A 21179-nucleotide genomic window follows, 5' to 3' on the forward strand; every position below is an offset into this window, starting at 1 on the left:
CCGTACACTGAAAAGCTCTGCTTTTGGACCCCATGACCCCGCCCCGCACCCTCCTCACCTACAGCGCCCCCCGAAGCGGTTTCGGGGATGAATGGATGACTTTCCTTCCCATTGGTCTCGGCTATCTGCAGGCGATGCTGAAGTCCCGTTCCTTCCCCTGCCGGGTGGCCAACCTGAGCGGCCGGGGCCGGAAGGAGGTCCTGGCCTACCTGAAGGCCCAGAATCCAGCCGTGATGGGCGTCTCCATGTTCACCTTCAACCGGAAGCGATCCTACGAGCTGCTGGCCTGGGCCCGGGAAGCCTGCCCGGAGGCCATCCTCCTGGCCGGCGGCCCCCACCCCACCCATCTGGCCGAGGAGGTCTTCGAGGACTGCCCCGCCCTGGACGCCATCGTGCAGGGCGAGGGCGAGGCCGTGCTCCTGGGGATTGCCGAGCGGCTCAAGACGGCCCCAGGGTCGGATCTCTGGCGGCGAACGCCGGGGCTCATCCTCCGCGAAGGCCCCACCCTGCCTCAGCCGCCTCTGGAAGACCTCGATGGCGTGGGCATTCCCGCCGAGCACCTGGAGGCGGATTTTCTCAATGATGTGGGCCAGCTGGCCTACCTGAGCACCAGCCGCGGCTGTCCCGCCACCTGCAACTTCTGCAATACCCCGGAGTTCTGGGGCACCTCCATCCGCTTCCGTAGCGCCCCGTCGGTGCTGCGCGAGATGCGCCTGCTCCGGGAGCAGCACGGCCTCACCTACTTCAGCTTCCGGGATGACACCTTCACCGCCAACCGCGACCGCGTGCTCACCCTCATGAAGGGCATCCAGGACAGCGGCCTCCATCCCCTGTGGAACTGCCAGAGCCGCGTGAACCTGGTGGACGAGGATCGCCTGGTGGCCATGAAGCGCGCCGGTTGCGAGTTCATGCAGTTCGGCGTGGAGCACGGCAGCGAGCGGGTGCTGCAGCTGCTGGACAAGGGCACCAACCTGCGGCATGCCCGAAAGGCTCTGGGCCTGGTGCGCAAGGTGGGCATGAACCTGGGCATCTACCTCATCACCGGCATCCCCGGCGAGACCTGGGCGGATGTGGAGGAGACTGCGACCTTCGTCCGGGACACGCGGCCCCAGGACTGTCAGATCAGCCCCCTGGCCCTCTACCCGGGGACGCGGATGTTCGACCAGTACCGTGCCGAGGGCCGCATCCAGAAGGACTTCTACCGGGCCAGCGGCGATGCCGAGGTCTTTGCGCGGGTCGATGCCCACACCGAGAAGGCCCTGCGCCACATCGACCAGGTGGCTCAGCAGGCCAAGGCGAAGTCCCGCTTCACGCCCGCCGAATTCGCCGAGCAGAAGCGCTGGCTGGGTTTCTGCTCCGTCACCAACCTGCTCTGCGGCGAGGCCGCCGAAGAAGAAGGGCGCTTCGTCGAAGCCGAAGCCGAATACGCCGAGATCATCGCGCGGGAACCTGCCAATCCCTGGGGCTTCATGAAGCGCGCCCTGCTGCGGGAGAAGCTCGGACAGCTGGACCGGGCCCGCGCCGACCTGGCCGAAGTGCTGGCCCTGGCCCCCGGCAATCCCGAAGCCACCGAGCTGGCGGGCCTGTGGGGCCTCAAGAAGACCAAGGCCCGGACCAAGAAACCCGCCCACGGCCCCACCGCCGAGATGAAGGGCGCCGAAGCCTACCTCAGCCGGCCGAAGATGTAGCCTCCGCCTTCAGCGCCCGCCGCCATTCCAGCAGGCCCGTGACGCACAGCACCTGGTAGACGAGATACAGCGCGCTGGTCACATAGAGCCCCTTGTAGATCAGCAGCCCCACGGAGATGCAGTTGGCCGTGAGCCACACCAGCCAGTTCTCGATCCATTTGCGGGTCATCATGAACTGGGCGACGAGGCTGAGGGCCGTGATCAGGGAATCCAGCACGGGCACGGTGCTGTTCGTGTACCGGCGGAGCAGCCAGGTCAAAGCGACCGTGATGCCCGCGACACCCCCCGCCAGCAAGACGGCCGTCGCCGGCTTGACCCGGGTGACGGTCAGGGCGCCATGGTCCCGCCCCCCGTGGAGCCAACTCCACCACCCGTAGATCGAGATGGCGATGTAGAAGCCCTGCAGCCCGACATCCGCGTAGAGACCGGTGCGGTAGAACAGGGCGATGAAAACCAGGTTATTGGCGATGCCGAGCGGCCAGTTCCAGATGTTCTGGCGCACCAGCAGGGCCACGCAGGCGGCCCCGGTGAGGAACCCGAAGACCTCCATCCAACCCGGCATCAGTCCTCGTGTTTCAGGTTGGGGCTGCGCTCCAGCACCATGAGCACCAGCCGCTCCAGCTCATCCACCAGGAGAAAGCGGAGAACCGGGTCGGCGGGGCCGGTGCGGCCGGGCTCGCCGCCCCCGCGCAGCACGAAGAAGGGGCCCGACCGCTCCAGGCGGGAGATCCGCTTCCAGAGCAGGCGCCCCGCGCCCAGCTTCCTGGCCAGCGGTGCCGGCAGCGCGTTGTGCTCGACGGTGAGGCCCAGCTCATCCACCAGCACCTGGGAACCCTCCACCAGCAGCACCCCCAGCAGGGTGCCGATGAGGAGCAGGCTGCCGGCCACCACGGCGCCGATGGCCGCAATGACCGCAACCCAGAAGGACCAGGTGGGTTCGCTCGCGGCCTCGGCCACCTTCAGGGAGGCCCGCAGCACAGGAAGGCGTTCGAGGATCTGGGCCAGGGCGCGCACCCCCACCAGCCAGGAACCGGCGAAGAGCAGGACCGCCATGGCGCGCTGGGCGAAGGAGGGCCGGAAGACGAGGGGGGAACCGACGGTCATCGGCCTTCCATCTCCGCCACGATGCCCTCCGCCGCCGCCGCGGGATCCGCCGCGTGGGTGATGGGCCGCCCCACCACCAGCCAGGTGGAGCCTTGCTTCAGGGCCTGGGCGGGCGTCATGACGCGGGCCTGATCCTGGGTGGCGGCACCCGCGGGCCGGATGCCCGGGGTCAAGCGATGGAAAGCCTCGCCGCAGGCCTCGCGGATGCTGTCCGCCTCCCAGGCCGAGCAGACGACGCCGCCGCAGCCGGCCTGCTGGGCCAGCTTCGCGTAGGCCAGGGCCAGATCTTCAGGCCGGCCCGCGTGGCCCAGGGCCGCCAGGGCCTCCCGGTCCAGGCTGGTCAACACCGTCACCGCCAGCAGCTCCGTGCGGCCCCCGGCGGCCCGATGGGCGCGCACGGCTTCGACCGCGGCCTCCAGCATGGCGGGGCCGCCCTGGGCGTGGACATTGATGAGGCGGGGATCCAGTTGGAGCAGCACCTCCAGGGCCCGGCGCACGGTGGTGGGAATGTCGTGGAGCTTCAGATCCAGGAACACCGGCACCCGGGTCTGCAACGCCTTCACGAAGGCGGGCCCTTCGGCGCAGAACAGTTCCAGCCCCACCTTCAGCATGCCCACCCGGCCCGCCAGGCGGTCCGCCATGGCCAGGGCCTCCTTGGCCGTGGGCAGGTCGAGGGCCACCACGAGGCGCTCCCGGGGCGTGAGGTTGGCAGGGGCAGGGCTCAAGACGACTCCCGTATGATGCGGAGGATCATTCTGCCATCAAGGGAGCTCCGTGTTGCTGACCGTTCCATCCCCTTCCTCGCCCCCGGCTGAGATCCGGCCCGCGCCGCCGACGCCCGCCGAGCGGGAGGAGCGCCTGCTCGAGGCCTACGACTGGGGCCGCCCCCTGCCCCCGGCGCAGCCCGGTCCGGGCGCGGCAGCCGACCGTTGGCTGCGGGCCGCCGCCACCTTCGACCCCGGAACCGCCCTGCCGGGCAACCCCTTCCCCCCGGGGGCGGCCCACCGGGAGGCGGAAGCGCTGCGGGCCCTCCTGAAGGCCCCCCCCAGTCAGCTCGGGAGGCGCCTCGCGGCCCTGCCCCTCCGCCAATCCGGCACGACCCTGGCCCTCTGGCGCTGGGGCCAGGCCCAGGTCTGCCAAGGGCACTTCCCCCTCGAGGTGCGGCAGGCCTGGGAGGACCGCCTCCTGGCCGCCGGCCCGGCCCTCACGCGCGGCTATGCCCTGCGCCACGCCCTCTGCTGGGCCCTGGCGGAGAAGGACGAGACCCGGTTCGCCGCGCTCAAGGCCCTCGCCACCCTGGAGACAGAATCCATCGTGGCGGGCTTCCAGCGCCTCTTCGGCCTGCTGGGCGGCCCCACCCCCGACCTGCGCCTGTGGAACCTGCCGGGCCTGGATTACCAGGACCTGCGGCTGGACCAGCTGGGGGCTCCCCAGGTGTGGATCTGCCCGGCCGGCAAGGGACCGCTGCCGGACCTTCCGCCCCGCGTGGCCTGGGTCATCCCCAGCGCCGAGGCCAGCCTGGATGCCCGCAGTGCCAGCCTTCCCGAACACCTCCTGGAGGAGGGCCGGGCCCTCGCCACGCGCCTCCTGGCCGCGGGGAGGACCGCCCGCTTCGCCCCCAGCCGCCCGGCCTTCGAGGCGCTGGGTCTGGTCTGGTTCCCCATCCTCATCGACCTCGACGCCCAGGGAACCGTCAGGACCATCCGCATGGGGGACGCGGCACCACCGCGTCCCTGAGTCCATCCCGCGAAGGGGATGTCACCCGATCCCGCAGCCCTGCAGCCAGCCGGCCACCGTGCCCCAGACCAGGTGCGACCAGTAGTGGAACCCCCGCCGCACGGGCTTCGCGGTGTAGCTGGCGTGGAGCCGGTCCTTGAGCATCGGGTAGTTGCCATCGGGATCCAGGACCGCCGCCACGACGGGCGAGTTGAACTCGTAGGTGATCCACCGATCCTGGCCATCCCAGACGAGCCGCTGCTCCTCCCGGTTCTCCAGCCGCACCCACAGCGTGATCGGCACCTTGAGGCCCCCCCTCCGCTCGAGGGTGATGGAACCCACCCGGCCAGGCGCGGCGGGCTGCGGCGCGGCGAAGACAGGCCCCTTCTCCGAGATCAGCCAGCCGCCCTGGGTGACCTCCTGGGACTTCGCGCCGCGGATGGCGTAGTCGAGCACCTCGGTACCCTCGACGAAATCCCGCCAGAACCCTGAGAGATCACGGCCCGACACCCGCTCGGCAATGCGCTTGAAGTCCTGCCGGACCGGATGCCGGAAGGCCATCTCCTGGGCGTAGGCGCGCATGACCTGCTCCATCACCGGCCGGCCCAGCATCGCCTCGAGCTGGTTGAGGACCTGGGTGGCCTTGCCGTAGGCCGTGACGAAGTAGCTCTGGGCGTTGAGGGTCTTGAACCCGAAACGCGTCAGGGGATCCGCGGAGGGCTGGTTCCAATAGCCCACCCATTCCAGAAAATCCGTGGATACCCGGAACCTCCGGCTGCTGAACAGGCTGTGATAGGTGCGTTCCAAAGCCTTGTGCGTGAACCAGGTGTTGAAGCCCTCATCCAGCCAGGGCTCTTCGAACTCGTTGCTGGCCAGCATGCCGTAGAAGAACTGGTGGCCGAACTCGTGAACGGTCACCTGCTCGGGTTCCAGGCGGCGCTGCAGGGGGTCGAACCCCACCGACCCGGCGGTGATGAGGGTGGGGTATTCCATCCCGTCGGCGCCTTCGGCCTGCTCGGGTGTGTCAATCACCGTCAGCGTCGGATAGGGGTACTTGAAGTACCATTCCTCGCTCCAGCGCAGGGCGTTCTCCACGGCGCGCCGCTGCCGCTGGAAGCTTCCCCGGTGGCGGTCGTCGATGTAGTAGAACACCTGCACGCCCCGATACTCGTGCATGGCGGGTTTCCGCCAGCTCTCCCGGGGCATCACGGCCCAAGCGAAATCATGGACATCCTCGGCATGGAGGCGCCAGATCACATTCAGCGGCCGCTTGGGATCCTTCTCGATCTCGGTGATGAAGTTGGTCTGGGTGCCGGTATGGGCCAGCCCCAGCGCGTTCGGCAGGGACAGGGCCACATCGTAGACGCCGAAATCGGCGAAGAACTCCGTGTTGGCGTGATAGGCGTGGCAGTTCCAGCGATCGCCCTGATAGACGCCCACCTTCGGGAACCACTGGCCGGACATGAGGAAGTCGCCGGCCCAGCCGCTGCGGGCAAAGACCTTCGGATAGCGGTTCTCCCAGGTGATCTCCAGGTGGATGGTCTCGCCAGGGACCACGGCCCGCGGCAGCTTCAACCAGTGGACCGTCTCGTCCTCGCCCACATGGCCCTGGAGCTCCCGCCCCTCCATCCGCACGCTGATGAGCCGGCAATAGCCCCAGGAGGAAGCTTCGGAGGGCCTGTCCTGATGATCGGAGCGCAGGCGCCCGCCGCTTTCCTTCACGAACAGGCTCTGGGGGCCCTTGAAGGCGTTCAGGTAGAGGTGCAGCGGCAGCTCCTGGGTGGGGGCCGTGCCCGTGTTGCGCCAGGAGAGGGTCTCCGTTCCCTCCAGCGTCTTGTGCTCGAAGTCCAGGGTTGCCTCGATGCGGTAGTTGGCGATCCTCGGCGACTTCGCCTTGTCGAACCACTTCTCCGGCGTCCAGGTCCGCGGCCCCGCCCCCAGCCCCGTGGCCGCAAGCAGCACCAACGCAGCCACCATGTGGCGTCTCATCGAACCTCCCGAGCGTCCGTCGAGCATACCAACACCCGCCCAAGGTGCGTCCTTGCCGTTCCCGCAATCCCTGCTACACTCAAGTTCCTACCGCGGGGTGGAGCAGTCCGGTAGCTCGTTGGGCTCATAACCCAAAGGTCGCAGGTTCAAATCCTGCCCCCGCTACCAAACGCATGAAAACCGGAGCCGAGTGCTCCGGTTTTCGCGTACGCCCGTACCTGACAGGCGGGATTTGGACCTGCGAGTGGCAGCCGCCGGATGAGCGCCCCGCGACGGCGACGGTTCAAATCCAGTCCTTTACTTGTTTTTAAGTAAATAAGTCATTTATTTTATTGTATTTAATTTGATCCTCATCCTCTGCGCAAAGGTCCCCCCGGCAGCATCCCACGCATGCGGCGCTCGTAGCGAAGAATGATCGGGGTGAGTTCCTGAAGCGAAAGGGCCACGGAGGTCCCAGAGCTGGAAGGCGTCTGCAACAGGAAGTCCCGTGGCGGATGCCCGGCATCCGCCTGATCCAGAAGAGCCTCCAGAGCCAAAGCCCTGACCTCGCGGAGGGCCTCTTCCTTGGATGCTTCGCTAACGACACCCAGGAATCCCCCCTTCTTGTCCCGGGCGACCGCGACATGCAACTTGCCGTCTCGGGATTCGTCCACTTGGAAAAGCATCGGGGCCTTCTTCATGACTTCCTCCGTTGAACTTGAGGTATTCCCATGGGTTCCCGGCGAGTCCAGGAGATCGCTTCTGGGCATCCTCGATGGATCGATCAGCGATGGGCCCGTGAGCTTGGCGGGGTGATCAAGGTTTGTCGAAACGGGTCTTAAAGGCGGCATCCCTGGCGAGATCCGGGAACAGGGGCTGCAGCGGACGAATGTCGGCGTTGTCCTGCGTCGTGGCCGTGACCGCAAAGACCTTCACCCGCGAATCCTTGGGGAGGGTCAGGGTCCTGGCTCCGGCCGGGATGTCCACGGCGATGGCGAACAGGTAGCAATAGGCATAGACATCATCCTGGCCCTTGGCGTGGTGATGGGAGGCCCACCAGACCGGGCGGCCGGCCTTCAGGAAAGCCGGCGCGATGCGCTCCAGATCGTTGTTGATCGAGTAGGTTTTCTCATCAACCTCGCCCTTGAACACGCGGTTGTCCCAGGAACCCACATAGCCGGTCCAGCGTGGGACCTCCACCAACTCGGCCCGGTCCCCGGCCATGAAAGCGGCCTTCACATCCTCGTTGGTCGCGGCCACCAGCAGGTGCGCTCGCGTGGTTCCCTCGGGAAGAGTCAAGGTCTGGCCTGCACAGGTGAGCGCATTCTTCTGGCCGTCACCGCGGGGGCCGATCTGGAAGCGGATGCCGCCGGCCTCCACCGCCTCGCCCATCATTTCGGAGGGGTAGCTTGCATAGGGCTCCATGGCCCCGCCCTCCATGCGGTTCGCGTTGGTGCTGAAGACCGCCGCATCGAACCGGAGCGGCAGGGGCTGTGCCGATGGCGGGGTCAGACGGGCGGGAGCCTCCACCTGCAAGCCGATCGTCCGCAGCTGGTAGGGCGTGAAAGCCAGCTTCAGGGTCCCCTTTTGCAACGGCAGCTCAGCCAAGGATCGCTCGAGGCCATCCAGTTCCTTCGCGCTGCGGATCGGACCCGCGGCCCTGAGATCGATTTCAGTCTGTGAACCCCGGAGCTCCTGAAGGCGGACCACGATGGCCGTTCCATCCTCCGACCGCTTGAGTGCCTGAATGGCCACATCCGGCGTGGATGTGCGCAGAAGGCTGAAGCTGCGGCCGAGCGAGCCCGCATGTTTGGGGACGGCGAAGGCGGCCAAGGGCTGATCCTGGCGCAGGGCGAGCCAGGGCGCGCCCTGCCAGCCCCCGGAATGGCCTGCCAGACCGTAGGTGAAGCTGTGGCGACCCCAGTCCTGCCAGCGTTGTTCGCGGTAATCCTTGCCGACGCCGGGCGTGTAGAGCAGCGTCAGCCGCAGGGTGTGGTCATCGGGCTTGTCGGTGCCGTATTTGGCTCCCGTCAGCAGGGTCACGCCGTACCCGGCCTGGGCGTCCGTGAGGTCCATCCAACCGTGGGTGGGCACTTCGTACTTCTTCGGGTCGTTGTTGCCCCGCTCGATGGTGCCCAGGTCCAGGTTGTAGGTGGCCTTCGCATGGGCGGCGGCCAGGGGGAAGGTGGCCTTCAGGCTGGCCTCCGGCGTCTTCCAGTCCACGAGGTTTGAAATCTCCACGCGGTCCCCGGCGGCCCCGGCGGCGAGCCGGATGGTCTGGACGAAGCGCGAGCCCTCGCTTTCCCGGACGACCTCCAAGGCGACGCGGACAGGCCCGTCCTCGCTCACACGGATGGCGGCCGGACCGGACACATGGGCGCGGGGAGGTTTCTGGCGGTCGGCCCAATCCATGTTCCAGGCCGGCCAGCGCTGCGGTTTCTCAGACTGAAAGGCCAGCCGGGCGGGTGCGGACAAGAGCTCGCGCTTGAGCTGCTTGTCGAATACGCTCTCGATGTCCCCGGCCCCGTTGAGCTTCACGCGGTAGCGGGCATTCTCCGCCATGCGCCCTTGCACCTTCAGCTCGCCGGCCGCGGGGGCCTTGCCCGGCCGCAGGCCGTACACCGCGAAGCCCAGGCTGGGCACATGGGCCTGGAACAGCACCCGGCGGCGGCCATCGGGCCCCGTCGTCATCTGGGTGGGAAGGGCCGCGCCCGCGGCATCCACCGCTGTGACCTGGGATTCGGCTTCGAGTTCACGGGGAAGCAGGGCCTCCACCAGGTCCTTCCGGGCGATGCCCAGGGCGTTGTAGACCACGATCGGCACGCCCTCCACGCGCGTGTCCAGGCCCCGGGCCACGGCGCCCACGGCGTCCCCCAGCGTGCCTTCGAAGGCCCTGGCGGCGAGGAGACCATCGTTCCAGGAATACTCATAGGCCTTGGGCAGGCTGGTGCCCGGCAGGATGTCGTGGAACTGGTTCCTCAGCATGAGGCCCCAGGCTTTCTCAAGGGTCGTGGCCGGATAGGGGCTGGCCTGGAGCAGGTCGGCGGCCACCGAGGCTTTTTCGGCCGCATCCGCCAGCAGCTCGTCCTGCCGGTTCATCTGCTTCATGAAGGCGGCCGAGGTGAGAGAGCCCGCGGAGTGCTGGGTGAGCAGGAGGTCCCCCTTGTAGCCCGGCAGCTTGGCCTTCTGACTTTCCGTAATGGCCTCGAACATCAGGTCGGCCCTCCCGGCGATCACCCTCACCGGCCCCTTGGCCGCGAGGCCCTGCCACAGGGTCCGCAGCGAGTCGTCGAAGGGCGCGCTCCCTTCGTCCCCGTTGCCGTTGTAGAGGTAGTCCACCTTCAGGCCACTGCTGACGCCGTTGGCATCCAGCCGCTTCACCCAGGCCTCCCCCGTGAGGGGCGTGGTGAGGTGCGCGTCGTAGCTCCCCGGGTTCAGGGCCGCGATGATCGAGCGGCCGTCGGGGCCTTCCCAGCGACCCACATTGAAGGGCACGCCGTTGGCCGACCCCCAGGTGAGCTTCTGGGTGGAGAAGCCCTTCAGGCCGCAGTGGGCCAGGATGGACGGCAGGGAGGCGGGAAAGCCGAAACAGTCGGGCAGCATGTACTCGGAGCTTTCGGTGCCGAATTCCCGCTTGAAGAAGGTGTGGCCCAGCAGCAGCTGGCGGATCAGGGACTCCGAGGACGGCACATTCACATCCGATTCCTCCCAGGCGGAGCCCGCGGGGAACCACTGGCCTTTGGCCACATATCCCTTCAACCTTGCGTACTCGCCCGGAAAATACTCCTGGAACATCTGGTAGCGGCCCGCGCCGCTCCAATTGAAGACATACTCCGGGTGCTGCTCCATCAGCGCGAAGTTGTCGTACAGCGTGTTCCGCAGCATCTCCCGGACCACCAGCGGGTAGGACCAGCGCCACTGGGTGTCCAGGTGGGAGTAGTTCATCACATAGAGGGTCCGCTCCTTCGACAGATCCGGAGGCGCGGCCGCGAGCGCGAGGCCCAGGCCGGTGAGGGCGGCGGTGCGGAGAAGGCGCATGGGGGCTCCTGGAATGGCGTGGGTGGTCTTAGGCCGAGAGGTCCGGACGGAGGAGGTCGAGCAGGGCTTCGGTGTCGGGGGCTTCGAGGAGGCCCTGGCGGAAGCCCGCATCCATGAGGCGACGGGCCAGGCGGGCGAAGATGCGGAGGTGCTCGTCCTCCCCGTCGGGCCGCGAGATGAGGAGGAAGACGAGTCGCGCCTCGGCATCGTCACTCCAGGCGACCGGGGCCGCCAGCCTCAGGATGGCGATGGCGTTGGCGGCCACGGCCGGGCTCTTGCAGTGGGGTACCGCGAAGCCGAAGCCGAGGCCGGTGGCGTAGGCGGCCTCCCGGGCCCAGATGGCCTCCTCGAGATCGAGGGGATCCCGGGTACGCCCGGCGCTGGCGAGCCGCTCCACGAGGAGCTTGATCGCCTCCTCCTTCGTGCCGCAGGCGGCCTCGAGCACCACCAGGTCCGGATCCAGAAGGGGTGGAGCCACACCGGGCCTCAGGGCCTCGTCCAGGAGTCCTTCGACCTCTGTGGCTGTGGCCGCCCGGAGCGCCCTCCGGGTCAGGTCGAGGCAGGCTTCCAGATCCAGAGGGGCGAGGGCGTGCCGGATGGCGGCCACCGCGGAGGGCGCCACGCTGAGGTCGTCGAAGCCGAGGCCCAGCAGGAGGGGCAGGAGCTTCGGCCGGCTGGCCATCTCGCCGCAGATGCTCACGGGTTTTCCGGCAGCCCGCGCGCCCTGGGCGATGTGGGCCAGAAGGCGCAGGGTGGCCGGGTGCCACTCGTGGCAGGCCTTCGCCACGCCGGCATCCCCGCGATCCGCCGCGAACAGGTACTGCACCAGATCATTGGTTCCCACGGAGAGGAAATCTGCTTCCCGGCCCAGCGCCTCGAGGTTCAAGGCGGCCGCGGGGACCTCCACCATGATGCCGAGGGGAACTTCCGGAAGGTTCACGCCCTCCGCGACAAGCGAAGCCCGCACCTCCTCCATCAGGGCCCGGACCCAGCGCAGTTCCTCCACCTCGGCCACCATGGGGATCATGAGCCGAAGGGGGCCATGGGCCGCCGCCCGCAGGGCCGCCCTGAGCTGAGTGCGCACCAGATCCACCTGCTCCGCATACCAACGGACACCCCGGCGTCCCAGGAAGGGATTCATTTCCGGAAGCAGCGGCAGGTAGGCCAGGGGCTTGTCCCCCCCCACATCGAGCAGCCTCAGGGTGACGGGCCGCCCTGCAGCTTCGCGGAGGACCCGACCATAGGCCTGGACCTGCTCATCCTCCCCGGGGGGCGCCGGCCGGTGGAGGAACAGCATCTCCGTGCGGAACAACCCGATGCCGTCGGCCCCTGCCCCCAGGGCGCGGCTGGTCTCCTCGGCGGTGGAGATGTTCCCGAGCACGCGCACCTCATGCCCGTCCTGTGTCCTTGCTCCGACCCAGGCGGCCGGGCGGCCCCTCTGCTGGCCCATCCGCTGGCGCTGGCCCTCTGCCTCGACACGGTAGTAGGCCTCGACTTCCGGCGTAGGCTCCGCGATGACGAGGCCCCGCAGGCCGTCCACCAGCAGGCGGCGACCTTCCAAGGCCTCCGGCACCAGCGCGGTCACGCAGGGGATCCCGAAGGAACGGGCGAGGATGGCCGTATGGGAGGTCCCGCCGCCTTCGGCCAGCACGAGGCCCCGCAGGAGCTCGAGGTCCAGGGCAAGGAGCCTTGAGGGCGCCAGCCGGTCGGCCACCAGCACGGAGGGAGCCGTGAGACGCAGGCGGGAGGCCTCAGGATCCTCGCCGCAGAGCTCGCGGATCAACCGGTCAGCCACATCCTGGAGATCCAGGGCCCGTTCCCGGATGGCGGCATGCTCCGAGCGGGCCAGCGGGCCTTCCGCCGACCGCGTGGCAGCCTCCACCGCGCCCGCGGCCGTAAGGCCCTCCAGCAGTGCGGCCTCGATGCCGTCGCGCCAGGTCGGATCGCCCAGGAGGGCCAGATGCACCTCCAGCACGCTGCGCTGAGCGGGATGCGCGGCGTGCCGAATCTCCTCCTTCAGCCGGTCTCCCACCGTCTCGAGAGCCAACTGGAGAGCCTTCCGTTCGACCTCGACCGGCGCTTCGCCCAAGAGCCCCTGGGCCGGTCGGGGCGCGGCGACGGTCAGACGCACGAGCTGCCCGGTGCCCACGCCTTCGGAGACGCCCACCCCCGCCCACCAGCGGCCGCCGGCTCGCTCCACCAGGCGCGGGACGACGGAGGAGGTCCGCGCCCCAGGCACCGCGCTGCGGTCGCAACTCAGAAAGGGGCCCTGGAGGAAGGCCACCAGGTCGCGGTGGGCCTCGGCCTCGTCGCCGGTTTCCACCCGGATCCGGCAAGGGTCGCCCTTGCGGGTGTCCGTGGCCAGCAGTCCCAGGACGCTGTCCAGGGACGCGGTCCGGCCCGTGCGCTCATTCAGGAACTCGAGGCGGGCGGAGTGGGCTGCGCTCCGCTCACGGAGGGCGGCGGCGGGCCAAGCGTGGAGGCCGCCTGCCAGGGGGAAGTCGAAGGCGTAGTCCATCTTGGCCCTAGAGACGCGCGAAGATCTCGGCCGGGTTCTTGATGGCCAGCTGCACGGGAACCTCGAGGATCCGGGCGATGCCGGCGAAGCGCTCCCGGCCCTGCACGGGCAGATCCGAGGCCAGGATGACAGCATCGGCACCCTCCACATCCGCCTCGGTCAGCCGGTTCTCAATGCCCATGGCACCCTGGGTTTCCACCTTGATGTTGTGGCCCAACTGCTTGCCTGTGCGTTCCAGCTGCTCGGCGGCCATATAGGTGTGGGCGATGCCGGTGGGACAAGCCGTGATGGCGAGAATCTTCATGGGGCCTCCGCGGAAGGCTGGGCGGAGCGGGCGGGGGCCCGCAGGAGGTTGATGGCCACGGCAACGGCCAAGGTGCCGATGGCGATCGCGGCGAGGTACCAGAGTCGGTGGTCCACCACGGGCAGGACGATCAATCCTCCGTGGGGCGCGTGATCGCCCACGCTGCCCAGCATGGCGATGACGGCGCCCAGGGCGGAACCGCCCATGATGGTGGGGATCACGCGGACGGGGTCGGCGGCGGCGAAGGGAATGGCCCCTTCCGTGATGCCGATGGCGCCCATGGCCAGGGCCGCGAGACCCGATTCACGCTCGCTGTCCGTCCAGCGCCCAGGCGCCAGGAGCGTCGCCAGGCCCAGGCCCAGGGGGGGGATGCAGATGGCGGCGGCACAGGCGCCCATGACGCCCACATGGCCCTCCCGGATCATGGCCACCCCGAAAAAGAAGGCCGCCTTGTTCACGGGTCCACCCATGTCGAAGGCGATCATGGCGCCCAGCACCAGGCCGAGGAGCACCTGGTTGCCGCTGCCCAGGTTCTGGAGCGCCTGGGCCAGCCAGGCCATGAGTCCCTTGATGGGCGCCCCCAGCAGGCCATACATGACCAGGCCCACCACCAGAGAGGACAGCACGGGGATCACCAGGATGGGCATGATGGGCCGCAGCAGCCGATGTACCGGCAGCCGCCTCAACAGCAGCACCACGCCGCCCGCCAGGAGTCCCGCCGCGAGCCCTCCCAGGAATCCGGCCCCCACCGCATTGGAGATGAAGCCACCCACGAAGCCGGGTACCAGGCCCGGACGGTCGGCCATGCCAAAGGCGATGTAGCCCGCCAGCACGGGGACCACCAGGGAGAACGCGGCCAGGCCGATGTCCATGATCACCTTCAGGACCGGGGCCTGGCTGAAGTCCGGGCCGGTGCCGGGTCGCATGGGCGCGAAGGCGATGGCCACGGCGATGAGGATGCCGCCGCAGGCCACGAAGGGGATGACATGGGAGACGCCGCAGAGCAGGTAGGTCTTCAGGCGCTGAAGGCTCGCATGCATGTCGGCTCCTGAGGACTCGCTGACAGCGTAGTCGCCGGGATGGCTTCTCAAAAAGGGGGAGTTCTGTCCGTTCATTTGCATTTTTTGGCACCATCATGAGTGCGTCCGGAGACGCCCCGTGCCCGAATCCCATGCCACCGTCTGGAGAATCCCCTCGACCCACCTGGACGAGGCCTGGGGGCTCTATGTGAGCGCCGTCGCCTCGGGAGAGGATCAGCCGGGACTGCCCTCGGGGCGTTGGCGCCTGAGATGGGTCGTGCGGGGCGCCGCCATCCTGGTGGCGCCGGGTCGCCGGCGCCAGCGGGTCGAAGCCGGGGATGTCGTCCTTTCCTCGGCCTCCAGCGGGGGAAACCTGGTGCCCGATCCCGACCAGACTTGCCGCATCCACCAGGTGGATTTTGGTGGCGCCTGGATGGAGCGTTGGGAGGAGGCGGGCTTCTTCGGCGTACTTCCCCGGGTGATCCGGGCGGGCTTCGATGAAAGCCTCTTGGGCCTTCTGGTGAAGCTGATGGAATTGGCCAAGGCTCCTGGGCCGGATTCAGGGCGTCTGATGGCTGGGGTGCTCGGGAACCTGCTCGCCCGCCTGGAATGCGCCAACCGCACCGGCAGTGAAGTCAGCCGAAAGCAGGGCCTCATCCAGGACGCCTATCGGCTTCTTGGGGATCCGGAGCGGAGCCGGATGGGACTGGAGACCTTCGCCGGAGACCTGGGCGTCAGCTACTCGTGGTTCCGCAGAAGTTTTCGCAACCACACGGGCCTGACCCCCCAGCGCTATCGCCTTCTGCAGCAACTCGACAGGGCCTGCCAGTTGCTCAGCGATACGAGCCTCCCCGTGGGCACCATCTCCGAGCACCTCGGCTTCAGTTCCCAGGCCTATTTCGCCCGCAGGTTCCGCAAGGAGACGGGGTTCTCCCCCACGGTCTGGAGGCGGCAGCAATTGGGCGAGGGAGCGCGGGCCGAGGCCACGATCCGGGATGCGCCTTGATCCCATCGACAGGCGATCCAGGAAGGTTGCCATGGCTCAGAGCGCCTGCTCAGAGGGTCTGGGTGATGGATTCAGGGGTGATGACCAGCGTGGCCCTGGCCCAGGTGAACTTGGCCTTCAGCACCTCGAAATCGGCCCCGGAGGTGAGGAAAGCCGCTTGGCCCTTGATCAGGAAGCCTGTTCCAGGGCCGTGCTGGCCGGCGACCTTGGCGCTCCCCAGGGTGACCAGCACCTGGTCGTTGAAGGCGACATTGGCCTCGGTCCGCTTCATGTAGCCGGCGGGGATCAGCAACCGCCCATCTTCCGTCAGGCGAATGTAGCTATTCCAGGTATTGACCATGTGCGGGCCGTCCGGGCCCAGCGTGGCGATGGCGACCACCCCATCCTGCTTCAGGACTTCTATAAGTTTTTCGGGGATGACCATGACTGCCTCCTGGCATGGGCGGTGGAGCGGCGGTGCTTTTGAAAGGTCGCTGCTGCTGCAGATCAACCGTTCGGGTTGCGGGGATGTCGTCGAACCCGGGTGTTCTTGCGTTGCTGGAACCAGGTTCCCGTTTCCCGGGTGAAGGCCTTCGGGGCCTTGCGTTTGAATTCGCAAGCCAGATCCGCCAGCGTTTTCGAGGCGAGGAACTCCTGCAGGACGCGCTCGGCGTCGAGCATGAAGGCATGAATCCGGCAGGTCCCCGCGGTGGCCCATTCGGGGGCTGTGGCATCAAAGAGGGCGCACTGGCTGCGGATCTCGGCACAGGCGAACAAGGTCCGGTCCGGATCCACCGCCGCCAGCACCTCCATCACCCGGATCTCTCCAGCTGGCCGGGCGAGCGAAAAGCCCCCTGAGATGCCCTCAATGCTTTTCACGAGATCCGCTTTTTTCAGGCGGGTGAAGATCTTGGCAAGGAACCGTTCGGGGATTTTTTGATAGGTGGCAAGATCCCGCACGCTGACGGGCTCCGGCTGAGTCGCCAGCGTGAGCAGCGAATGCAGAGCGTATTCGGCGCCGGCCCCATACATGGACGAGTTCAAACTAGTACCCCATGGGGTGTAGTTTGAACAAGCGCCCTCCATGCGTCAAGGCCTCTCCCGCAGGGACGGGAAGGCTGCGAAGGGGTCGTCGGCCGCTCGTCCGTAGGATTGGGAAAGGATTTCAGAGGAATGGGCAAGCTGGGTCCCAGCCCGTTTCCTAGACTTCCTTCTGTGACCGGTGGTCGGTGAGTCGGCCCCGGATCGGAGGAATCATGCCCTTGAACGCCCTTGGCTACGCCGCGCAGTCCGCCACCGCGGATCTGGCCCCCTTCCACTTCGAGCGGCGCGACCCACGCCCCGACGATGTGGTGATCGACATCCTCTACTGCGGCGTCTGCCACTCGGACCTGCACACCGCCCGGAACGACTGGGGCTGGACCACCTACCCCATCGTCCCCGGCCACGAGATCATCGGCCGCGTCCGCGAGGTGGGCGCCCAGGTGACCCGCTTCAAGGTCGGCGATGCCGTGGGCGTGGGTTGCATGGTGGATTCCTGCCGTCACTGCAAGCCCTGCGAGAAGGGCGAGGAGCAGTACTGCAAGGAAGGCTCCACCTTCACCTATGGCGGCCAGGATCGCCACGACCACACCACGACCCAGGGCGGCTACTCGGACCAGATCGTGGTGTCGGACCGCTTCGTGCTGAAGGTTCCCGATGGCCTGGACTTGAAGGGCGCCGCGCCCCTGCTCTGCGCGGGCATCACCACCTGGTCGCCCCTGCGGCACTGGAAGGTGGGCCCGGGCAGCCAGGTGGCCGTGGTGGGTCTCGGCGGCCTGGGCCACATGGGCCTGAAGCTGGCCAAGGCCCTGGGCGCCGAGGTGACGCTCTTCACCCGCTCCAAGGGCAAGGAGGCCGATGCCCGCCGCCTGGGCGCGGACCACATCGTGCTCTCCACGGATCCCGCCCAGATGGCCGCCGTTGCAGATCGCTTCGACCTGATCGTCGATACGGTTCCCTACATTCACGACCTGAACCCCTACCTCCCCACCCTCGCCACAAGCGGCACCCTGGTGCTGGTGGGTTACCTGGGCGGCCTGGAGCGCCTGTTGAACACCACGCCCATGGTGCTGGGCCGGAAGTCCGTGGCCGGCTCCCTCATCGGCGGCACCAAGGAGACCCAGGAGCTGCTGGATTTCTGTGGCGAGCACGGCATCGTCTCCGACGTGGAAGTGATCCGCGTGCAGGAGATCAACGCCGCCTACGAACGCCTGCTGAAGGGCGATGTGAAGTACCGCTTCGTGCTCGACCTGGCCTCCCTGAAAGCCTGAGGCGGCCATGGGGAAGAAGGTGCTCATCCTGTCCTCCAGCCCTCGGAGGGGCGGCAACTCGGACACCCTCTGCGACCGCTTCCTCGCAGGCGCCGTGGAGGGTGGCCATGCCGCCGAGAAGGTCTTCCTCAAAGACAAGACCATCGGCTACTGCACCGGCTGCGGCGCCTGCACCAAGGGGGCGAAGACGTGCTCCCAGAGGGACGACATGGCGAGGCTGCTCGACCAGATGGTCCACGCCGATGTCATCGTCATGGCCACGCCGGTCTACTTCTACACCATGGCCGCGCAGATGAAGACCCTCATTGACCGCACCTGCGCCCGCTACCAGGAGATCTCCGGCAAGGAGTTCTACTTCATCCTGGCCGCCGCCGATGGCCACAAGAAGGCGATGCACCGCACCCTCGAAGGGTTCCGGGGCTTCACCTCCTGCCTCGACCACACCCAGGAAAAGGGGGTCGTCTACGGCACCGGCGCCTGGGAGATGGGGGACATCAAGGGCAGCCCTGCCATGAAGGAGGCCTACCAGATGGGCCTGTCCCTGTAGTGGCCCGAGCCTTCCTCCAAAGAGTCGTTCCATGACCAAGAGCCTCCACGCAGTCTGGGCATCCACCAGGCGTCCTGATTCACCAACCTGACAAGGAGAACCACCATGAAGATGCGAACCCTCGGCACCCACGGTCTGAATGTCTCGACCCTCGGCCTGGGCTGCATGGGCCTGAGCTTCGGCCTCGGCCCCGCCGTCGACAAACAGGAAGGCATCGCCCTCATCCGGGCCGCGGTGGAGAAGGGCGTCACCTTCTTCGACACGGCCGAAGTCTACGGGCCCTGGGTGAACGAGGAGCTGGTGGGCGAGGCCCTGGAGCCCTTCCGCGGCCAGGTGGCCATCGCCACCAAGTTCGGCTTCGCCATCGATCAGGTGAGCGGCCAGAATCCCGGTGGCCTGAACAGCCGTCCCGAGCGCATCAAGGCCGTGGCGGAGGCCTCCTTGAAGCGCCTCCGCGTGGAGACCCTCGACCTCTTCTACCAGCACCGGGTGGATCCCGAGGTTCCCATCGAGGATGTGGCAGGCGCTGTGAAGGAGCTGATCCAGCAGGGCAAGGTCAGGCACTTCGGCCTGTCGGAAGCCGGCGTGCAGACCATCCGGAAGGCCCACGCCATCCAGCCGGTGGCCGCCCTCCAGAGCGAGTACTCGCTGTTCTGGCGGGAGCCGGAGGTGGAGATCATCCCCACGCTCGAGGAGCTGGGCATCGGCTTCGTCCCCTTCAGCCCCCTGGGCAAGGGCTTCCTCACGGGGAAGATCGACGAGACCACCACCTTCGACCCCACGGACTTCCGCAATGTCGTTCCGCGCTTCACGCCCGAGGCCCGCAAGGCGAATTTCGCCCTGGTCGAGGTACTCAAGAGCCTCGCTGCGGCCAAAGATGCGACGCCTGCCCAGCTCGCACTGGCCTGGCTGCTGGCCCAGAAGCCCTGGATCGTCCCCATCCCGGGCACCACGAAGCAGCACCGGCTCGAAGAAAACCTCGGGGGTGCCGCCCTCGAACTCACCCCCGAGGACCTGAAAGCCATTGGCGCCGCCGCCTCCGGGATTGAGCTGCGGGGGGAGCGCTATCCGGCGCACCTGCAGCGGCTGGTGGGGCGTTGACCCCCGATTTTCAGGAGAGGATTTCCATGAACATACTCATCATCAACGCCCACCTTTCCTACCCTGGCTGGTCCGAGGGCAAGCTGAACTTGGCATTCATGGACCAGGCCAAGGCGTTCTTCGCCGAACGGGGACACCAGGTCGCCGAGACCTACATTGAGCGGGGCTATAAGCCGGAAGAAGAAGTCCAGAAGCATGTATCGGCCGACCTGGTCCTCCTCCAGACGCCGGTCAACTGGTTCTCTGCACCATGGATCTACAAGAAATATGTGGATGAGGTCTTCAATCTGGGACTGACCACCAAGGCCCTGCTCGAAGGTGATGGCCGCACCCGCCAGGACCCGACTCGGCAGTACGGCTCGGGTGGCCACATGCAGGGAAAGAAGTTCATGATCTCCGCCACCTGGAATGCGCCAAAAGAAACCTTTGATAACCCCAACAGCCTTCTATACGGCGGCAAGGGGACGGCGGACCTGTTCCTCCACATCACCTCGAACTACAAATTCATCGGGTTCGACATTCTCCCGGATTTCGGGGTGTTCGACATCTTCAAGACCCCCGACATCCCGCGTGCGCTGGAGGACTACAGATCCCATCTGGAGAAGCACTGCCTGTGACCGGGCACGGAGCTACCCCCACGACGGCCATGACCCACATCGTCCTCCAGGCGCAGAGCCAGGGCAAGGCGCTCAACTGGCTGGAGAAGGTCAGTCATGCGCAGGACCCATCAGCCTAAACCCCGGCCCCCAGGCGGTCATGGTAAGGTCTCAGCCCTCCCGCTGGCCCCACGATCCAGGTGCCACCGCCGAACGCTCATTCACAAGGGACCCTGCGGGGACGAACATCCCACCACAACTGTTGTCGTTCTGCGGACACTCTCCATGACCAGACTGCACGCCTCTCCTCGCACCACGGATCTGGAAGAAGACTCGACCGATCTGGCCAAGCTCGCGCGCCGGTTGATGGCCCATGCCCCCTACGACGGGACCTTCGACCTCCGGCTTTCGGGCGTCCATGTATCCAAGGCCTCCCGCATCGAGAAGGAGATGCACCACGCCGTGATGCAGCCGGCCCTGTGCATGGTGGCCCAGGGCGCCAAGCGGGTCATCCTCGGGAAGGAGATCTACGAGTACGACGCCTCGCGCATGCTGGTCTATTCCGTGGATGTCCCCATCACCGCCCAGGTCACCCAGGCCAGCCTGGATGCGCCCTACCTTGGCATTCGGCTGGACCTCGACCCTGCCCGCGTCGCCGACCTGACGGCCAAGGTCTATCCCCTTGGCTTGCCGAAGCGGGACGACGGCCATGCCATCTGCGTGGACCAGGTGGATGAGCATGTGATCAACGCGGTCGTACGACTCATGGAGCTCGCGTCCCAGCCCGGGGAGGCCGACCTGCTTGCGCCCCTGGTCATGGACGAGATCCTGATCCGGCTGTTGCGAAGCTCCCTCGGCCTGCGGCTTGCGATGATCGGCCAGGAGAAGAGCAAGGTCCATCGGATCTCCAAGGCGGTGTCGTGGGTTCGTTCCCATTTCGACAAACCGCTGGATGTCGAGCGCCTCGCCACGCTCGTCCACATGAGCCCTTCCTCCTTCCACCAGCATTTCAAGGCCGTCACCGACATGAGCCCCCTGCAGTACCAGAAGGCGCTGCGCCTGCAGGAGGCCCGGCGCCTCATGCTGCTGACGAAGCTGGATGCCGGGAGCGCCGGCCGCCAGGTCGGCTACCAGAGCGTGTCCCAGTTCACCCGGGAGTACGGGCGCTACTTCGGAAATGCCCCCACCAGGGACATTGCGCTGCTCCTCCAAAAAGCCAGCGTGGACAACCCCTCCGCGGAGAATTAGCACATCTCCGCCATCGGGATGGACCGGCAAACCCA

The 21179-nt window shown here is 67.3% G+C and carries 19 protein-coding genes and 1 tRNA gene; 9 read left to right on the top strand and 11 right to left on the bottom strand.

Annotation, left to right across the window (positions count from 1 at the left end):
- Positions 1 to 32: 32 nt before the first annotated feature.
- Complete coding sequence (locus QZ647_RS10100; protein ID WP_291272047.1) at positions 33 to 1688, top strand: radical SAM protein; 1656 nt, start codon at positions 33 to 35, stop codon at positions 1686 to 1688.
- Here QZ647_RS10100 and pnuC read toward each other — a convergent pair.
- The 3 genes from pnuC to pyrF are packed head-to-tail and all read right to left on the bottom strand — an operon-like array spanning position 1669 to position 3517.
- Complete coding sequence (gene pnuC, locus QZ647_RS10105; RefSeq protein ID WP_291272048.1) at positions 1669 to 2250, bottom strand: nicotinamide riboside transporter PnuC; 582 nt, start codon at positions 2248 to 2250, stop codon at positions 1669 to 1671. The two genes, QZ647_RS10100 and pnuC, sit on opposite strands and share 20 nt — an antisense overlap.
- Positions 2250 to 2792 carry a hypothetical protein gene (locus QZ647_RS10110; RefSeq protein WP_291272049.1) on the bottom strand — a complete coding sequence of 181 codons (543 nt, stop codon included), beginning with the start codon at positions 2790 to 2792 and terminating at the stop codon, positions 2250 to 2252. Before QZ647_RS10110 ends, pnuC begins: the two co-directional genes overlap by 1 nt.
- Entirely contained in the window at positions 2789 to 3517 is a 729-nt protein-coding gene (gene pyrF / locus QZ647_RS10115) for an orotidine-5'-phosphate decarboxylase (protein WP_291272050.1), read from the bottom strand. The genes QZ647_RS10110 and pyrF overlap by 4 nt, the downstream gene beginning before the upstream one ends.
- 52 nt (positions 3518 to 3569) lie before the next feature.
- Here pyrF and QZ647_RS10120 point away from each other — a divergent pair, with 52 nt between their 5' ends.
- On the top strand, positions 3570 to 4529 hold the full coding sequence (locus QZ647_RS10120) for a hypothetical protein (protein ID WP_291272051.1): 960 nt from the start codon (positions 3570 to 3572) through the stop codon (positions 4527 to 4529).
- 21 nt (positions 4530 to 4550) lie between these two features.
- Here the strand turns inward: QZ647_RS10120 and QZ647_RS10125 are convergent, their stop codons facing one another.
- Positions 4551 to 6497, bottom strand: coding sequence for a M1 family aminopeptidase (locus QZ647_RS10125; RefSeq protein WP_291272052.1), 1947 nt, complete (start codon positions 6495 to 6497; stop codon positions 4551 to 4553).
- 91 nt (positions 6498 to 6588) lie between these two features.
- Between QZ647_RS10125 and QZ647_RS10130 the strand changes: the two genes are divergently transcribed.
- Positions 6589 to 6665 (top strand) — tRNA-Met (locus tag QZ647_RS10130).
- A 182-nt stretch (positions 6666 to 6847) separates the two neighbouring features.
- On the opposite strand, the gene QZ647_RS10135 is transcribed toward QZ647_RS10130, so the two are convergent.
- The 5 genes from QZ647_RS10135 to QZ647_RS10155 form a co-directional block, all read right to left on the bottom strand.
- The gene (locus QZ647_RS10135) at positions 6848 to 7177 is read right to left on the bottom strand and encodes a hypothetical protein (protein ID WP_291272053.1); all 330 of its coding nucleotides are present in this window, start codon (positions 7175 to 7177) and stop codon (positions 6848 to 6850) included.
- A 115-nt stretch (positions 7178 to 7292) separates the two neighbouring features.
- Positions 7293 to 10514, bottom strand: coding sequence for an alpha-mannosidase (locus tag QZ647_RS10140; RefSeq protein WP_291272054.1), 3222 nt, complete (start codon positions 10512 to 10514; stop codon positions 7293 to 7295).
- A 28-nt stretch (positions 10515 to 10542) separates the two neighbouring features.
- The gene (gene ptsP, locus QZ647_RS10145; protein WP_291272055.1) at positions 10543 to 13032 is read right to left on the bottom strand and encodes a phosphoenolpyruvate--protein phosphotransferase; all 2490 of its coding nucleotides are present in this window, start codon (positions 13030 to 13032) and stop codon (positions 10543 to 10545) included.
- A gap of 7 nt (positions 13033 to 13039) precedes the next feature.
- Complete coding sequence (locus QZ647_RS10150; protein ID WP_291272056.1) at positions 13040 to 13336, bottom strand: PTS fructose transporter subunit IIB; 297 nt, start codon at positions 13334 to 13336, stop codon at positions 13040 to 13042.
- Complete coding sequence (locus tag QZ647_RS10155; RefSeq protein ID WP_291272057.1) at positions 13333 to 14376, bottom strand: fructose-specific PTS transporter subunit EIIC; 1044 nt, start codon at positions 14374 to 14376, stop codon at positions 13333 to 13335. The genes QZ647_RS10150 and QZ647_RS10155 overlap by 4 nt, the downstream gene beginning before the upstream one ends.
- A 118-nt stretch (positions 14377 to 14494) precedes the next feature.
- Between QZ647_RS10155 and QZ647_RS10160 the strand changes: the two genes are divergently transcribed.
- Positions 14495 to 15361 (top strand): AraC family transcriptional regulator, encoded by an 867-nt coding sequence (locus QZ647_RS10160; RefSeq protein ID WP_291272058.1) that lies wholly within the window; start codon positions 14495 to 14497, stop codon positions 15359 to 15361.
- A 49-nt stretch (positions 15362 to 15410) separates the two neighbouring features.
- On the opposite strand, the gene QZ647_RS10165 is transcribed toward QZ647_RS10160, so the two are convergent.
- On the bottom strand, positions 15411 to 15785 hold the full coding sequence (locus QZ647_RS10165) for a pyridoxamine 5'-phosphate oxidase family protein (RefSeq protein ID WP_291272059.1): 375 nt from the start codon (positions 15783 to 15785) through the stop codon (positions 15411 to 15413).
- 62 nt (positions 15786 to 15847) lie between these two features.
- Entirely contained in the window at positions 15848 to 16426 is a 579-nt protein-coding gene (locus QZ647_RS10170; protein WP_291272060.1) for an Rrf2 family transcriptional regulator, read from the bottom strand.
- Positions 16427 to 16596: 170 nt separating this feature from the next.
- Between QZ647_RS10170 and QZ647_RS10175 the strand changes: the two genes are divergently transcribed.
- The 5 genes from QZ647_RS10175 (at position 16597) to QZ647_RS10195 (ending at position 21144) form a co-directional block, all read left to right on the top strand.
- Positions 16597 to 17652, top strand: a complete 1056-nt coding sequence (locus QZ647_RS10175; RefSeq protein ID WP_291272061.1) for an NAD(P)-dependent alcohol dehydrogenase — start codon at positions 16597 to 16599, stop codon at positions 17650 to 17652.
- A gap of 7 nt (positions 17653 to 17659) precedes the next feature.
- Positions 17660 to 18199 carry a flavodoxin family protein gene (locus tag QZ647_RS10180; protein ID WP_291272062.1) on the top strand — a complete coding sequence of 180 codons (540 nt, stop codon included), beginning with the start codon at positions 17660 to 17662 and terminating at the stop codon, positions 18197 to 18199.
- Between the two features lie 105 nt (positions 18200 to 18304).
- Entirely contained in the window at positions 18305 to 19300 is a 996-nt protein-coding gene (locus QZ647_RS10185) for an aldo/keto reductase (protein WP_291272063.1), read from the top strand.
- 26 nt (positions 19301 to 19326) lie between these two features.
- Positions 19327 to 19917: an NAD(P)H-dependent oxidoreductase gene (locus QZ647_RS10190; protein WP_291272064.1), complete on the top strand. Its 591-nt coding sequence runs from the start codon at positions 19327 to 19329 to the stop codon at positions 19915 to 19917.
- A gap of 264 nt (positions 19918 to 20181) precedes the next feature.
- A complete protein-coding gene (locus QZ647_RS10195) occupies positions 20182 to 21144 on the top strand; it encodes an AraC family transcriptional regulator (protein ID WP_291272065.1) in 963 nt (320 codons plus the stop codon).
- Positions 21145 to 21179 lie beyond the last annotated feature (35 nt).

Origin of the sequence: Geothrix sp. (genome assembly GCF_020622065.1) — a bacterium.
In the GTDB taxonomy this organism is placed as follows: domain Bacteria; phylum Acidobacteriota; class Holophagae; order Holophagales; family Holophagaceae; genus Geothrix.